The following is a 15,062-nucleotide window of genomic DNA, read 5'->3' on the forward strand; positions in this document are numbered from 1 at the left end:
CTGATAAAGCTAGCCTGTGATGGATTTGTTAACACTCACTATTGTCAATGCCTTTATCGCGCTGGTGGCAACCGCCGTGCTGGTATTGCAGGATAGTGCAGATCGGCAATTCCGTTACCAGCGCTATTTTGTGTTGGCCGGCCTGTGCATGCTGCTAAACGCCAGTTTCAGCGCCTTGCGCTATGCCGGTTACCCCCTGCCGTACTGGTTGTTTCCAGCCCTGACCAACAGCCTGAGTGTTGGCGCCAGCCTGGCATTGGCTGCAGGTATTCACCGCCATTTGCAAAAACCCGGTAAACGCTTTGGTTTATTGCTGGTGTTTATGCTGATTTATGCCCTGCATTTTGTCGACTATATCAGCAACAACCTTGGGTACCGGATGCTTCTCAATATCCCGATAGTACTGCTGGTTAATTTCTGGTGTATTGCCATGCTTTGGCAGGCCCGGCATTCAGAACTGGGTAAGGTCTATCTGGCGTTTATGGCGACCTTTATCTTTAATATCCTGCAATTTGGAGGGCGATCTACTTACCTGCTACTGGAGCAAACCCAGGTTCTTAATACAAACTATAGCGCTCTGGTGCATAGCATAGGTTTTTTCTGCCTGACGGTTTTCGCCATTCTGATTTTTTGCTGCATTATTATGCTTAGCCACCGACAACAAAAACTGATGTTACAGCAACTATCTGAGCGCGATGCGCTAACCGGCTTATTAAACCGCCGCACCCTGGACCTCAGGCTGGCAGCCGAATTTAATCGTTGTCAGCGCAAGGGCAGCAGCTTAAGTTTGCTGTTGCTGGATGCTGATCACTTCAAGAAAATTAACGATACCCTTGGCCATGCTGCCGGCGATCAGGCAGTACAGCATATCGCGCGGATCGCCGATCAACAGCTACGCGATTATGATCTGTTGTTTCGCTTTGGTGGCGAAGAGTTCTTACTTTGCTTACCGGATACCGACCATTCTACAGCGCTACAGATCGCTGAGCGGCTGCGTCACAGCATCGAAAAGCAAGCAGTGCAGGCAACAGAGCCCTTTACGCTCACCGTGAGTATTGGCGTGGCCAGTAGCCCGGGAACGGCAGATTGGCAAAGCTTGCTAAAGCATGCCGATCAAGCGCTTTATATGGCAAAGTTCCGCGGCCGCAATCAGGTACAAAGCTTTTCCGCCGTCAAATTAGAACATGCCACTGCTATCTCGGACTAATCACAGCCAAAATCCAGCAGCAAATGTTTCTTTTTTAGAAAAATGAGCTAAGATACCTCTTATTAAGCACAGCATTAATTATCTTATTCTGTTAGTCTTGGATTGATCTAACAGGGGTACTACGTATATGGACATACTCACCCTCGCCATGGTGAACCTTTTTATCGGCCTGGCCGCCGCCGGCAGCTTGCTGCTGTTGTGTTACCAATATCCTGCCGCACGCTATATCCGTTATTGGTTTTGCGCCGCCTGTTGCCTGGTTAGCAGTGCACTGTTAGGTAGTCTGCTGCAATTAGGCGTGGCTGTACCGTACTGGCTGCTCCCGGCTGCCAATAATGTCGCTGTTGCTGGCATCCATTTATTTATACTGGCCGGACTGGCCAAGCTGCTGCATTTAAGACTACCCCTATTTGTTGTGCTGTCGGTTTGCGCAGCCTACTATTTGTTTCATTTCAGTCTGTTCGCCCAAGCGGCTCTGAGCAATCGGTTGCTGGTCGCATTTCCGCTAATTATAAGCGTGAACCTTGCAGCGCTTTGGGTGATTTATCGCCGTTTTGATACGAGTCTAAAACTACCATTAACGCTTTTTACTGTCGCTTTGGTATTTAACATCGTCCAAATCAGTATCCGGTATTCGCTATTACTGGCAGAACCATTGCAGCTGCCCTTACCCTTCTCTACTCAGCACATTCATAGTCTGGGCTTTTTTGCCCTGACAACTTTTGCACTACTTAGCTTCAGTGCTAGCTTACTTACTGTGTACCGTAAACAACAACTACTGTTAGAGTACTATTCAGATCATGATGCTCTGACCGGCTTACTTAACCGTCACCATATGGAGCAGCGACTAAAGGGTGAAATTCAGCGCTGCGTTCGCGCTAAGGATCGCTGTAGCTTTTTACTGTTCGATATCGATTTCTTCAAACAGGTAAACGATACCTACGGCCACCTGACAGGTGATACGGTGTTGCGCCATGTGGCGGCCCTGGCCAAAAGTCATTTACGCCCTTATGACAGCCTGTTTCGTTATGGTGGCGAGGAGTTTTTACTCTGTTTACCGGGCACTGCCGCCGACGAGGCACTAAAAGTCGCAGAGCGTTTGCGCCAACATATCGACAATAGCATTATTGACGAGGTACCAGCGCTCAAACTCACCGTCAGTATTGGCATTAGCACCCTGGTTTCAGGGCAAAATTTCCACGAGCTGGTACAACAGGCAGATCAGGCTCTATATAGCGCCAAGCAACAGGGGCGTAATCAGAGCCTGCACTTTCAGGCAGCAAACAGTGATTAATCGCAAAGAACGGCAACAGGGTGGCGTACGGCCGCCTGAATTAAAGTTGACCGCAAGACAATTTAGGTTAATTATTAGGCAACGCGCACTGTGCCGCGCCCCTCTTATCAGGCGGATAACTATGCAAAAATACGCCTTACTTGCGCTGTTGCTATTATGTCGGCCCGTCTTTGCTCATTCCCCTTTGCTGCTCTGTTATGAATTACAGGAAAAATCGACCGTAGAAACCAGCCTGGGGATTGGACTAGAACAGATTTTTGAGTTTCAGGCTAAGGTTGTGGCTGATGCCTTACAAAGCCTGGCCGTGCCCTATCAATTACAACGACTGCCCTGGCGCCGCTGTCTGGCGGCGGCAAGCCGCGGTGAGCTAGATGGCGTGATCGGTGTCGGCTGGACTGCAGAACGCGATCTGGCATACCACTTCCCAAGATCAGAGCTGGGCCTGGACCCAAGCAAGCAATTACTGCATCTGAATTATTCTATCTATACCCGCACTGACAGCGTTCTGCAGTGGGACGGCCAGCAACTCACCGGAGTAGAACATGGCTTAGCAGCTCCCAAAGGTTATGTGGCAGAGCTGCGCCTGCAGCAGCTGGGGGTTTTGCGAGAGCTGGATGCAGCTCTGGAATCCGGCATTGATTTGGTTTTAAAGCACCGGCTGGATGGTTATGTCCTGCCGGATGAGGTGGCGGTAACGCAACTCAAAGGCCATCCCGAGGCCGACAAGATCCGTAAGCTCGAACCGCGGTTTATGGCACAGCCGCTTTTTTTGGCGTTAAGCCGCGAAAGTAGCAAGCTTAACGCAGAGCGACGCGCCCAGCTCTGGCAACAAATTGAATTGTCGCGGGAAAAGTTACTCAGTCAGGAATCGCAGTAGGCTGCAGCTGACACAAGTAGTGCCAGCCGCTAGCGACTGCGCAACCAAAGCCCCAGCGCTGTACTGTAGCCCAAGGATTTCGCCGTGACCTGCCCCTGAGCATCCAGCACATAGTAGGTTGGAAATGCCTGGATCTGATAATCGACCGCTAGTTGTTGATTACCCAACAATACCGGCACCTGTAAATCCAGATCGGCGACAAAGTCTGCCACCTGCTCTGCCGAATCATACTGTAAGGCAATGGCATAAACGGCCAGTCCGTCGTTATCGGCCTGCAGGTACTTCAGGTTAGGCATACTTAAGCGGCAGATGCCGCACCAGGGCGCAAAAAAATATAACAGGGTTTGCTTACCCTCCAGCTCAGCAGAGCGGAACAAAGCGCCGTCGGCCGCAATGGCAATAAAGGCTGGCGCGGGCGTACCGCTGGCTAATAATGGCCGCTCTTTATACCAGCTTAGGCCAAAAAAAATCGCCAGCGCTAATACGATACTTAGAATCCAGGATTTCATGCACAACTCTGCCAGACAACAATCATAGGCAGACTGTAGCCTGCTTTGCTGATCAAGATCCAGCCTGCCCCTGACAATTGGCTGAAGGCAATAGCAGTGCGACATATTGTCGCACCCGCTGGCTCATCACTTGTCAGGGTGCCGCTTTATCGCTACCGTAGGCAGGATATGGCTTACTCTATCAAGGACCTGTTATGCGTTTTCTGCCCGCTTTGATCTTGCTGCTTGGTTTCACGTCACCCCTTGTTGCCGCCGCACCCTTAGTATTAAAACAGGGCGAAGTACGGCTGCCGATGCCGGGCAGAACCGTCACCGCCGGTTACTTTACCGCAGAAAACAGTGCCAGCCATGAAGTGGAGCTGGTTAAGGCCAGCAGCCCGGCCTTTGCCCGGGTGGAATTGCACCAACATATCCGCCAGGACGACGTGATGCGGATGGTGGAAGTCGAGTCGATTAGTCTCGAGCCCGGTGCTACCCTGGTGTTTCAACCCGGTGGTTTGCATCTGATGCTATTCGAACCTCAGGTCGAACTGCGCCTCGGCGACAGCGTCCGGGTTTCGCTGTACTTCGCCGATGGCAGCAGCCAGGACTTTGAGCTGCCGCTGGCCGAAATGCCGCGCCGCTAGACATTTTAACGCCCAAGGCCCTCTTTCGCGCCGCAGGATGCCGCATGCTTAAAATTTGCCGTTGGCTACATAACTGGCTGGGCCTAATCCTGGTCATTCAGATTATCTGCTGGTTTTTGAGCGGCCTGGTGATGGCCATTATGCCGATTGAACAGGTGCGGGGTGAACATCTGCGCCAAACCCTGGCCAGCGACTGGCAAAGCGCTGCACTGGCTCCCGCCGCTGTGTTGGCGAAACATCAGGCCGGTGCCGGCCTGACGCTGAGCCAACGACTTATACTGCAGGAGCAGCAACTCGCCGCTATACCCGTCTATCTGGTGGCAGATCAGGGACAGTTATATCGCTATCACGCGGCCACAGGTGCCATGCTGGAACCATTAACCGAGCCGCAGATCCGGCAATTGGCAGCCGCCCAATATCTTGGCGCTGGCCAGTTACGACAAAGCCATTTTCTATCGCAGCTGCCAGCAGAAGTGAAAAATCTGACACCACCGCTGTGGCAGGTACAGTTTAGCGATGCCGACCACACCACCTTTTACCTGGATCCGGCAACCGGCCTAGTGCAGCGGGTCAGAACCCAGGGCTGGCGCATCTTCGACTTTTTCTGGATGCTGCATATTATGGATTACCGCGACCGCAGTAATTTTAATAACCCGCTGTTAATTAGCAGCGCGGCCGCAGCTTTGCTATTTACCCTCACCGGTCTGGTACTACTCTGGCAGCGGCTGCGCCCAAGACGGCGCTATACCGCATAGCACCCGGGCGTTTTACCGGCACCAGTGCGCTTATCCGGGCTGATAAATATACTTCTCGTCTTTCAAAATGCACGGGTGTTGGCTGCGTTCGTGAACTGGAGCGCCAGCCCGGCCCAATCACTTAGTATGGCTAAGCTCATGGGGATTCACGGCCTTGCCGCCTACGTGCATTTTGAAATCCATTGAGTATAGGCTTGAGTGCGCTGCCGGCATTGCCTACAATGCCGCATCGCAATTTTAACGGCAGAATCAAGATGACCGACAGCAGCACCCGCCCGACCTTACCAGACCGTTTATCAGTAAATCCACGCAGCAAATTCTATGATGCGGCAATTTTTGAGCATGAAGTCGGCATTAAGCTCAACGGTAAAGAGCGTTTTGACGTGGAAGAATATTGCATCAGCGAAGGCTGGGTAAAGGTCGCCTCCGCCAAGGCACTGGATCGCCGTGGCCAGCCATTATTACTGACCGTAAAAGGTACCGTAGAAGCCTTTTACCGCTAACCAGCTGTTGCTAACTGCTGCGCCAGCTCCTCCGGGCGCAGCGTTAATACCTCTACCCCGTTTTCTGTTACCGCCACGGTATGCTCCCACTGTGCCGATAATTTCTTATCGCGTGTGACCACAGTCCAGCCATCTTTTTTGGTTTTCACCTTGGCGCTGCCCTGATTAAGCATCGGCTCAATCGTAAATACCATGCCGGGCTTTAACAGCATACCGCTGCCGGCGGCACCATAATGCAACACCTGCGGCGCTTCGTGCATCTCGCGGCCAATGCCATGCCCACAGTATTCCCGCACCACGCTATAGCCGCGGCTTACGGCAAACTGTTCAATGGCAAAACCAATATCCCCCAGCCGGGCGCCTGGCTTAACCGCTTTAATACCCAGCCACAGCGCCTGATAACAGTCGGCCACCAACTGCCGGGCCGCCGGTGCCACCTCGCCAATCAGATACATCTTGCTGGAATCGGCAATAAAGCCATGTTTTTCCAGCGTAATATCGACGTTGATAATATCGCCGTTTTTTAAGCGTTGACTGGCCGACGGCACGCCGTGACACACCACCTCATTCACCGAGGTATTTAGCACATAGGCAAAGCCATACTGGCCCTTGCTGGCCGGGCGGGCTTGTAACTCATCGACGATATAGCGCTCAGCCAGTTCATTAATTTGCAGGGTTGAAATTCCGGCCGTGATCGCAGTATCCAGCATCGCAAACACCCGGGTTAACAACCGGCCAGCCTCACGCTGTAATGCCAGCTCGGCTGCCGTTTTAAGCTGAACGCCGCTCATCCAGGCCCCCCGCCCATTTCACATCAGCCTGCTGTAACAACATCACCACCAATTGCTGATAATTAAGGGTCGGATGCAGCTCAGCCAGCATGCCCATTTTTAGCCAAAACTCCGCCTGCGCATTAATCGAGCGCGACATAGCGCCACTGGCTTTGCGGATTTCTTCGTGTAGCTCATCGGCAATTTTTACAATACCCAAGTTCCTGACTCCTGCAGTTCGCAATATACGAATTATATATGAAGTATATATTCATTCCTAGCGCAATAATCGCAAGCGCCTTAAGCCGCGATCCAACCGGATACAGATCCGCGCTGCCTGCGCCAAAAGTCGCTATTATGATGTAAAGGCCGCTCTGACATCGCGCGGTCAGCCTGGGCCAGAAAAATCGTCGCCGTTATAGGTAAAGACTAAGGAGCCAGGATGCGGCCACTAAAGCGCAAAGTAGTTATGCGCAAAGTAGTTATGCATAAAATAGTTATGCACAAAATACTTATGGGGAGAGCATTGATGCAGAACGTTTTGATACAAAGAGTGTTGATACTGTTAATTTGCTTACCCTTGCTGCTAGTAAGCGGCTGCAGCGCCACCATTAGCTTGCCGGCACAGGTGGCAGAGCCGCGTGAAGTGCAGTTACTGCTGCATGGTCGCCACAGCTCTATTCTGCTGACCGCCGCCGATCAAAGCCGGCTGCGTTATTCCTTTGGTGACTGGGCCTGGTATGTTGCGAACGAGCAAAGCCTGGCCAGTGGCAGCCGGGCGTTATTTCTGGATAGCAAAGGCGCACTGGGCCGGCAACAGATCGCCCCGGCCAGCACCGGAGAAAACCTTGAAGCGCAAATCGGCGTTGGTATTAGCCAGCGCTGGCAATTTCAAGTTGAAGCCGCCAAAGTCGATGCCCTGATCCAAACCCTGGAGCAACAATTTCAGCGTAGTCAGATCGCGCCTTTTTATAGCCCTGAGCGCCATCTTAGTTTTATCCCCAGCGATAAGCCCTATACCATGCACTATAACTCCAACCATCAGGCCGCCGACTGGTTAAGAGCGCTGGGGCTTAAGGTAAAGGGTAACCCGGTATGGGGCAATTGGCAGGTTAAGAATGCGGAACCTACACAGCGTTAGCCGTTATCGTAACGCTGCACTGGCGAGCTGAATAAACTGAAAGACCTGTAAAAATTGCCGCTGCACTAATACCCGCTGCAATACATCGACGCTAAAATTTAAATAATCGTGCACCAGCGCACTTAACCAAAGTGCCTCTTATGGTAAAGATAATCAATTTCCCACTTTGACAGCGTGCGGCGTTCAAACTCCAGCCGGGCAAAATCATCGCGGCAATACAGTAAGGTATTGTCGCTTACTACAGTAAAAGCCAGTGGTAGTGGCACTTGCTGCACATCAAGCACAGATAATTGAATATCCGGTAGCTCGCTTTGCCAATCCAACGCCAGTAACTCCGGCGCCAAACGACGCTCAACCGGATCGTTTTGATAGTCAGCAAACAGTACCGCCAAATCGTAGTCACTGGCGTCACCAGCAGTGCCCCGCGCACGCGAGCCGTATAGCCACAATGCCGCTATCTGAGAATTGGCGGCTGCCAGCGATACTAAACGATTAAGCACAGCGGCTTGCTGCATAAAAACACCTTAAAAATCACGCATCAGGTTTATGTATAAGTTAACATACTTTCAGCAAAATGGTGAGCAAGGCCCCAGCGAGCTAAGGCAAGGACAACCGCTATGAAATATCTGATTAAACAAAAACTGCTTAGCCTAAGCGATAGCTTTAGCATTGAAGATGAGCGCGGCCGTGCGGCCTACATGGTAAAAGGTAAAGTCTTTAGCTTTAGCAGCAGCCAAACGCTATTTAATGCCAGCGCCCAGCCACTACTAAAGATCCGCCGCAAATACCTGACGCTGTTACCCGCCTGCCGGATTGTTAATAACGATGGCAGCGAATGGCTGGTGCGCAAGCGGCTCTGGGCGTTGTTAAAAAGCCGCTTTGTGGTGGAAACGCCGCACGGGCAACTAGAGATGACCGGCAATTTCTGGCAACACGAATACGAAATCCGCCAACAGGGCCAGCTGATTGCCAGTATTTCAAAAAAATGGTTTAGCTGGTCTGATACCTATGCGGTGCAGATCCTAAAACCGGAGTGGACAGCGCAACTCTTGGCCGTAGTAATAGTGATTGACCGCTTGCAGCATAGTGATCGTAATTCGGGTGTGGGGGATTAAGAGTTTGGCGAATCCCCACTGACACATTTGACTGCGCAAGCCTGAATGCTACAATTTGTGTTAATTAATCATACAGGAGCTACTCATGGCCAGAACAACCAGTGTGACTATTGGCACGCAGCTAGACGACTTTATTAGCGAATTGATTGCCACAGGTCGTTACGGTTCTACCAGTGAGGTAGTTCGCTCTGCGCTAAGGTTGCTGGAGCGTCAGGAAAAACAAATGGTCGCGCTACGGCAGGCTGTTTTGGCCGGCGAACAAAGCGGGGCAAGTGATTTAACACTTAGCCAGATCGCCGCTCAGGTAAAACAAAAACACAATGTATAAGCTCTCGCGGCTGGCCGCTGCACGTCCTTCGCATACTGCACCAGCAAATGGCAGCCACACAGCATTTGTTTGAATAGCCAAAATAGGATCCTCGATACAGCGCTTCGGTATCTGCCCCCGGTCAAAGGTCAGGTTAATCCAAATCCCATAACTCATCATCAGCCGCCCACAACGCCAACAACTGCGCCTGACGACTAAGTTGTTTCGCCTTGGCGGCCAAATCGCCGCTAAGCTCCGGGCTGCCTTGCCAGCCTATACCTTTATTGGCGGCTGCGGCGAGCGTGGTCCATTTACGCGCAAAAGCAGCCATCGCATCACGGGGTTCGGGTAAATCGGTGGCGCTAAGATGATCAAATGGCACGGGTTGGGGCTGTGCGCCGGTGCTATCGCCGGCTAGGATCCAGTGCCCAACAAACCCCGGATCCTCTGGGTTTTCTACTGCCCATAACCCAACATAAGGCGCGGTATACCATTCCGGCCAGTCGCAAATCATACCATGCGGGATTTGCTGGGTTTTTACGTAAGTTTCAATGGCCGCAAACTGGCTGTCACACCAGGCCCAGTCTTGCGCATCGTCTAAATCCATCTTCAAGCTCCAGCATTGAATACAGTTGTTACCTATGGCTATGGTAACAACTTCTGCCAAACTTTACTGCGCAAGCTAACGATGTCTGGAGCGCATTTCGCCTAATTGGACAAGTTACCCTGGGTTACAGCTATTCCAGCATTTTGCTGTGGGTTTCTTGGATGTATGAGCCGAACCACAGGTGCCCAGTTTAGAGGCCTTGGTATCTGGCTCCGAAGGTCCCATCTTTTTTGCATACAACCATTCACAAAACTATGTACATAGTTATGGTGGTTCAAATTCCAGATTGCCAGAAATGAGGTTATCGAAAACACTAAAGTGATGACAAAAGAAAGAAAATAAGCGAGCATATTCGATGTTAATAGCTGCAGATAACTTTAAGCTAAGAGATGACAAATCTTAAATTTTTCCTATACTTTTGATTTTCAAGTGTTTATGAGTCTATTTGCATCAATCAGCGATATTAGGCTTGGAACCCCTAGCAGAGGTTAAAGCTCTCGGCTACCGCAATAGTCTTCCAAAACAATAAGGTTTAATAAGTATGAGCAAACATGACTCTAGAGAAATTCAATTTATTGATTTGTCTAAACTTACTTTTGATCCCGAAAATCCAAGATTTTCACGATTATTCGGTGATGAGAAGCAGCCTCTAGCAGAAGTTCTCGAACGAATGGTCACCAATGAAAATGTTCAGGAATTAATGGGGTCTATCGGGGAGCAAGATTACTTTCATGGGGAACCTTTACTAGTCGCTGAGGGTGAGAATGGTGAATACACAGTCGTTGAAGGTAATCGTCGATTAGCAGCATTGAAACTACTTAATGGTGATTTTGGTGATGGACAATTACCTTCTATCCAAGCACTAAGAGAAAGCGCTACACACAAACCTCAACAGATTCCATGTATTGTCTTTCACAAACGTCGAGACATATTACGTTATCTAGGATATCGTCATATTACTGGTGCAAAAAAATGGGATTCTCTATCAAAAGCTCGTTACATCGAACAGTTAAAAAATGAATTTTTTAATTCAACTGATGACGAGACTATGCTCCGTGCAATAGCAAAAGAAATTGGTAGTAGAAGAGATTACGTTGCGCAGATGCTTACAGGTTTGGCTGTTTATGATGATGCGAAAAATAAGTCTTTTTATGGCCTGCAGCATGTTAGCGATGAAGATGTAGATTTTAGCTTACTCACTACGGCACTCTCCTATTCAGATATTTCGACTTATATAGGATTAGAGAGTAGAACTGATATAAATATCAAAGGTCTCCAAGAAGATAAAGCAAGAGATATATTTAGTTGGATTTATGCTCAGGATCAACAAGGAAACACAATTTTAGGAGAGTCTAGGCATCTTAAAAAACTTGCAGCAGTCGTACGGAGTCCAGAATCTGTTATTGTTTTGAAAAAGGAGTCTAATCTAGACCTTGCATACATATATAGCGAGGGCCCATCTGTCGCTTTTACAAAAGCTCTGGTTGATGTTGAAAGAAAGATCAAGGCGGCGTACCAGATATTTCCTGAAGTCCCCATTATAGAAAATTCACATGCTGACCAAGTCGCCAAAATTTTAGACATATCTGAAGACTTACTCTCATCAATCAGAAGAGCGCTTCGTCGCAAAATCAGCGAGTGAATATATGGGCAATAATTCTGATTTTTTAATCAAACTTGGTGACCCTCCAAGAATGAGCAATATTCATGTCTGGGCTGATTATATAGAACTTCTGGCTCTGACCAATGAAGATAAGCTTTATTCTGCAGGAGCATTAGAAGATGTTTTAGGTGAAATTGAAGATTTAGCCATTGACCAAGAAGAATTGGATGATGGACCACTTGATGATGCTATCAGTAGAAGATGGGCGGATATTAAAAACTGCTTGATATCGAGAAAACATCGCTTCGGCGATAGTTGGCCATTTGAGATACATGATACTGTATTAAAATGTAGGTTGGATAAAACACCTGATAATTACAAGTTTAAACTTTATATTGCTTTACTGATTGCATCATGCCTGCGCTATGTTGAAAAAAAGGCTTATCCTGAAATAACATCTAATCTTGAACTCATAGGATATCATATTTTCAGGAAAATGATGCCGGAGCCATGGATAATCAAGCCTTTCGGTGCTAACCAACAGATCGGCGACGGATATAAAGGTATTTTATTTGAAAAATTCAAATCACTTTCTAAGGACTTGAATGCGGATCTAATTTTGAAAGAAGGCGAGTTACGTCCAGGAGACTCAGGTGACGGCGGTATAGATCTTGTGGCGTGGCACCCTATGGGAGATACACTAGGAAATATACCGATTGCATTCGCTCAATGTGGAGCATCGCTAACAGATTTATTCCATAAGCAATTTGAAGCACATCCTGCTAATTTGAGTAATAAAATTTTACCACAACACCCCGGTATGAATTATTATTTTGCTCCTCATGACATAAGAAGAGCTAACGGCATCTGGGACAAAAAGCCTGCGCAAGTTATTATGATTGATCGAGCTCGCATAATAGGATTAGCGGGAAGGTACAATCTAAACGAAAAAGATATTGTTGAGGCGCCTCACATAAGTTACTTAATCAATATGCGGCGCGAAAATGTTTAGACTATTTTGATATAAAGTTACCAAATGTCGGGTAAAGCAGAAGCAACCACTTTAAAAAGCGGTGGCGGCACTGCATTACCTATAACAGTATACTTGTTATTTAAGGAACTATTTTTAGTTTCTGGAAATACCAAATTTTTATCAAATCCTTGTAGCCTAGATGCTTCTTTATAACTAAATCGTCTAGCGGGAGAATCATTTTCAAAACGCCAGACATTATGCTCAACTTTTATAAGTTTGGGGCTAATTGGGTGAAGCGGCATATGACGAGCATTACTAACGATAGTTTTAGATGGCTCGTCCCAGCCTCTGCGTCTATCTCTTGACAAATAATACCAGTGAAACTCTCTGTCATAAAACTCTCCAGCAGGCCAAGCTGGCAACCCTTCAAGGGCTTCTTTGATAGTCGTAAATTCTAATTCATTTCCTGGTCCATGAGTAGGCTGAGGAAACTCGAACTCCACTCCAAAATCTTTTCTGATGCCTACAATAAAAATACGTTTTCTTTCTTGTGCTACACCAAAATTTGCCGCATTCAGTACACTTACCTTGACGTTATATCCAGCCTCACTAAAAGTTCTAATTTGATCATCTAAAAGATGCTTGAAATTAGACCTAATCATCCCGGACACATTTTCAACAATAAAAGCCTTTGGCATAATTGAACGTAGTGCTCTCGCAAATTCAAGATACAAATAATTTATTGTTCGACTAGCCTCTCTAACTCCTCCTTGACTGAAACCTTGGCATGGGTAACATCCGATCAAAAGATCGGACGAAGGAAAATGCTCGATTTTTCTTATATCCTCAAGAACGTAATCTGTCTCTGGATGGTTGGCAAAATAGACATCTTTGGCATATGGAATAATGTCATTAGCCATAATGACATCAAAGCCAGCACCTATAACCCCTGCGTCTGAGCCACCACAACCAGAAAAAAGTGAAACAACATTTGGCATAATAATCTCCATCTGGACGCGATTATAACTGAAAAAACAATGTGTGGCCATCCTAGTTGTCAAGCAACCTCACCTTCTGATTTTTAAATTCGCTTAATGACTGTCAACAGAGGGGCTTTGGTTAGAACAACTAAAACTTATTTTTTTCTGTATTTTGAGGATGACTGAGCCGTTTTATTCTGTTGTTAGCTAAGACAAAGGCCGCATTTGCGGCCTTTGTTTCAAACACTCAACTCAGAAAAATTACTTCTTCTTCGCTTTTGGATTTGGCAGGTCGGTGATTGAACCTTCGTAGATCTCTGCTGCTAAGCCGATAGACTCGTTTAGCGTTGGGTGAGCGTGGATGGTTAATGCGATGTCTTCAGCGTCGGCACCCATTTCTACTGCTAAGCAGATTTCACCCAGCATTTCACCGGCGTTAATACCAACAATGGCGCCACCTAAAATACGGTGAGTTTCTTTGTCGAAGATTAACTTAGTGAAGCCTTCAGTGCGGGCTGACGCGATAGCGCGGCCAGAGGCGGCCCATGGGAAGGTGGCAGTTTCTACTGCGATGCCTTTCTCTTTTGCTTCTTTCTCGGTTACACCCACCCAAGCCATTTCTGGATCGGTATAGGCGACTGATGGAATGCAGCGTGGATCGAAGAAGTGCTTTAAGCCAGAGATCACTTCAGCCGCTACGTGGCCTTCGTGTACCGCTTTGTGCGCTAACATTGGCTGACCGATCACGTCACCGATAGCATAGATATGCGGTACGTTGGTGCGCAGTTGCTTATCAACATTGATAAAGCCACGCTCATCGACGTTAACACCGGCTTTCGCCGCGTCTAACAGGTTGCCGTTTGGCTTACGGCCAACCGCAACTAAGATCTTGTCGTAACGTACCGGGTTAGCCGGGGCGTTTTTGCCTTCAAACGTCACATATAAACCATCTTTCTTGGCTTCTACTGCTGTTACCTTGGTTGACAGCATAATATTGAAGTTTTTGCTGTTGTACTTGGTGTAGGCTTTAACGATATCGGCATCAGCGGCTGGTACTAACTGATCAGCAAATTCTACTACTGATACTTTAGAACCCAGCGCACGGTATACAGTACCCATTTCCAGGCCGATAATACCACCACCTAATACCAGCATTTCGCCTGGGATATCTTTTAATTCCAGCGCGCCGGTAGAGTCGATTACGCGGTCATCTTTTGGAATAAATGGCAGCGCCACTGGCTCTGAACCGGCTGCAATAATAGCGTGTTCGAAGGTAATGGTAGTATCGCCAACCTGTAAGGTGTTCGCGCCGGTAAATTTACCGTAGCCGTTAACTACCTTAACTTTACGCATTTTCGCCATGCCGCCCAGGCCGTTGGTCAGCTGACCAATTACCTTGTCTTTCCAGGCACGGATTTTATCTAAATCAATTTCCGGTGCGCCAAAGGTTACGCCGTGTGAGGCCATTTCTTTGGCATCGTCGATCACTTTTGCAACGTGCAGCAGTGCTTTAGATGGGATACAACCCACGTTTAAGCACACGCCACCTAAGGTGCTGCGTGCTTCAACCAGTGTTACTTCTAAGCCTAAGTCTGCGGCACGGAAGGCTGCAGAGTAACCGCCAGGGCCTGCGCCCAGCACTACCACTTGGGTTTTGATTTCGTTGCTCATCATTTTACCTTTTATCATCAGTAAATTTTTCCAACAGCCAAGTGTAGGGCAAGGGCTGTCAGGCGAAAAAATTGGCGGAATTTTAACATCAGAGCCGCCGCTCTGTAACCATAGATTGCATGGC

Annotated in this window: 18 protein-coding genes; 11 read left to right on the forward strand and 7 right to left on the reverse strand. The window is 48.3% G+C overall.

The window, feature by feature from the left end; translation table 11 throughout:
- Positions 1-19 precede the first annotated feature (19 nt).
- The 3 genes from A9165_RS01320 (at position 20) to A9165_RS01330 (ending at position 3,378) form a co-directional block, all read left to right on the forward strand.
- A complete protein-coding gene (locus tag A9165_RS01320) occupies positions 20-1,207 on the forward strand; it encodes a diguanylate cyclase (protein WP_008609305.1) in 1,188 nt (395 codons plus the stop codon).
- Positions 1,208-1,334: 127 nt separating this feature from the next.
- Positions 1,335-2,501 (forward strand): diguanylate cyclase, encoded by a 1,167-nt coding sequence (locus tag A9165_RS01325; protein WP_065954650.1) that lies wholly within the window; start codon positions 1,335-1,337, stop codon positions 2,499-2,501.
- A gap of 121 nt (positions 2,502-2,622) precedes the next feature.
- Positions 2,623-3,378, forward strand: a complete 756-nt coding sequence (locus A9165_RS01330; RefSeq protein WP_065954651.1) for an ABC transporter substrate-binding protein — start codon at positions 2,623-2,625, stop codon at positions 3,376-3,378.
- 29 nt (positions 3,379-3,407) lie between these two features.
- On the opposite strand, the gene A9165_RS01335 is transcribed toward A9165_RS01330, so the two are convergent.
- Positions 3,408-3,887, reverse strand: a complete 480-nt coding sequence (locus A9165_RS01335; RefSeq protein WP_039925489.1) for a TlpA disulfide reductase family protein — start codon at positions 3,885-3,887, stop codon at positions 3,408-3,410.
- Positions 3,888-4,081: 194 nt separating this feature from the next.
- Between A9165_RS01335 and A9165_RS01340 the strand changes: the two genes are divergently transcribed.
- The 3 genes from A9165_RS01340 to A9165_RS01350 all read left to right on the forward strand — a co-directional run bounded on the left by A9165_RS01340 (position 4,082) and on the right by A9165_RS01350 (position 5,771).
- A complete protein-coding gene (locus A9165_RS01340) occupies positions 4,082-4,513 on the forward strand; it encodes a copper chaperone PCu(A)C (RefSeq protein WP_008950982.1) in 432 nt (143 codons plus the stop codon).
- Between the two features lie 44 nt (positions 4,514-4,557).
- The gene (locus A9165_RS01345) at positions 4,558-5,268 is read left to right on the forward strand and encodes a PepSY domain-containing protein (protein ID WP_065954652.1); all 711 of its coding nucleotides are present in this window, start codon (positions 4,558-4,560) and stop codon (positions 5,266-5,268) included.
- Positions 5,269-5,522: 254 nt separating this feature from the next.
- Entirely contained in the window at positions 5,523-5,771 is a 249-nt protein-coding gene (locus tag A9165_RS01350) for a DUF3297 family protein (protein WP_008950980.1), read from the forward strand.
- On the opposite strand, the gene map is transcribed toward A9165_RS01350, so the two are convergent.
- Complete coding sequence (map, locus tag A9165_RS01355) at positions 5,768-6,562, reverse strand: type I methionyl aminopeptidase (RefSeq protein ID WP_065954653.1); 795 nt, start codon at positions 6,560-6,562, stop codon at positions 5,768-5,770. The two genes, A9165_RS01350 and map, sit on opposite strands and share 4 nt — an antisense overlap.
- On the reverse strand, positions 6,543-6,761 hold the full coding sequence (locus A9165_RS01360; RefSeq protein ID WP_008609322.1) for a ParD-like family protein: 219 nt from the start codon (positions 6,759-6,761) through the stop codon (positions 6,543-6,545). Before A9165_RS01360 ends, map begins: the two co-directional genes overlap by 20 nt.
- 309 nt (positions 6,762-7,070) lie before the next feature.
- On the opposite strand from A9165_RS01360, the gene A9165_RS01365 reads away from it, so the two are divergent.
- The gene (locus tag A9165_RS01365) at positions 7,071-7,682 is read left to right on the forward strand and encodes a DUF2459 domain-containing protein (RefSeq protein ID WP_065954654.1); all 612 of its coding nucleotides are present in this window, start codon (positions 7,071-7,073) and stop codon (positions 7,680-7,682) included.
- A gap of 122 nt (positions 7,683-7,804) precedes the next feature.
- On the opposite strand, the gene A9165_RS01370 is transcribed toward A9165_RS01365, so the two are convergent.
- The gene (locus tag A9165_RS01370) at positions 7,805-8,197 is read right to left on the reverse strand and encodes a nucleotidyltransferase domain-containing protein (RefSeq protein WP_008609325.1); all 393 of its coding nucleotides are present in this window, start codon (positions 8,195-8,197) and stop codon (positions 7,805-7,807) included.
- Positions 8,198-8,299: 102 nt separating this feature from the next.
- Here A9165_RS01370 and A9165_RS01375 point away from each other — a divergent pair, with 102 nt between their 5' ends.
- Complete coding sequence (locus A9165_RS01375; RefSeq protein WP_065954655.1) at positions 8,300-8,797, forward strand: LURP-one-related/scramblase family protein; 498 nt, start codon at positions 8,300-8,302, stop codon at positions 8,795-8,797.
- Between the two features lie 85 nt (positions 8,798-8,882).
- Complete coding sequence (locus A9165_RS01380) at positions 8,883-9,125, forward strand: type II toxin-antitoxin system ParD family antitoxin (RefSeq protein WP_065954656.1); 243 nt, start codon at positions 8,883-8,885, stop codon at positions 9,123-9,125.
- Positions 9,126-9,258: 133 nt separating this feature from the next.
- Here the strand turns inward: A9165_RS01380 and A9165_RS01385 are convergent, their stop codons facing one another.
- Complete coding sequence (locus A9165_RS01385; RefSeq protein WP_065954657.1) at positions 9,259-9,711, reverse strand: DUF4826 family protein; 453 nt, start codon at positions 9,709-9,711, stop codon at positions 9,259-9,261.
- A 541-nt stretch (positions 9,712-10,252) separates the two neighbouring features.
- Here A9165_RS01385 and A9165_RS01390 point away from each other — a divergent pair.
- On the forward strand, positions 10,253-11,353 hold the full coding sequence (locus A9165_RS01390) for a ParB N-terminal domain-containing protein (RefSeq protein WP_065954658.1): 1,101 nt from the start codon (positions 10,253-10,255) through the stop codon (positions 11,351-11,353).
- A 4-nt stretch (positions 11,354-11,357) separates the two neighbouring features.
- A complete protein-coding gene (locus A9165_RS01395) occupies positions 11,358-12,326 on the forward strand; it encodes a hypothetical protein (protein ID WP_065954659.1) in 969 nt (322 codons plus the stop codon).
- Between the two features lie 17 nt (positions 12,327-12,343).
- On the opposite strand, the gene A9165_RS01400 is transcribed toward A9165_RS01395, so the two are convergent.
- Both A9165_RS01400 and lpdA read right to left on the reverse strand, forming a co-directional pair.
- The gene (locus A9165_RS01400; protein WP_065954726.1) at positions 12,344-13,285 is read right to left on the reverse strand and encodes a DNA cytosine methyltransferase; all 942 of its coding nucleotides are present in this window, start codon (positions 13,283-13,285) and stop codon (positions 12,344-12,346) included.
- A gap of 243 nt (positions 13,286-13,528) precedes the next feature.
- Positions 13,529-14,938 carry a dihydrolipoyl dehydrogenase gene (gene lpdA / locus A9165_RS01405; RefSeq protein WP_008985401.1) on the reverse strand — a complete coding sequence of 470 codons (1,410 nt, stop codon included), beginning with the start codon at positions 14,936-14,938 and terminating at the stop codon, positions 13,529-13,531.
- Positions 14,939-15,062: the final 124 nt, after the last annotated feature.

The organism is Alishewanella sp. HH-ZS (assembly GCF_001704375.1).
GTDB classification, from domain to species: domain Bacteria; phylum Pseudomonadota; class Gammaproteobacteria; order Enterobacterales; family Alteromonadaceae; genus Alishewanella; species Alishewanella aestuarii.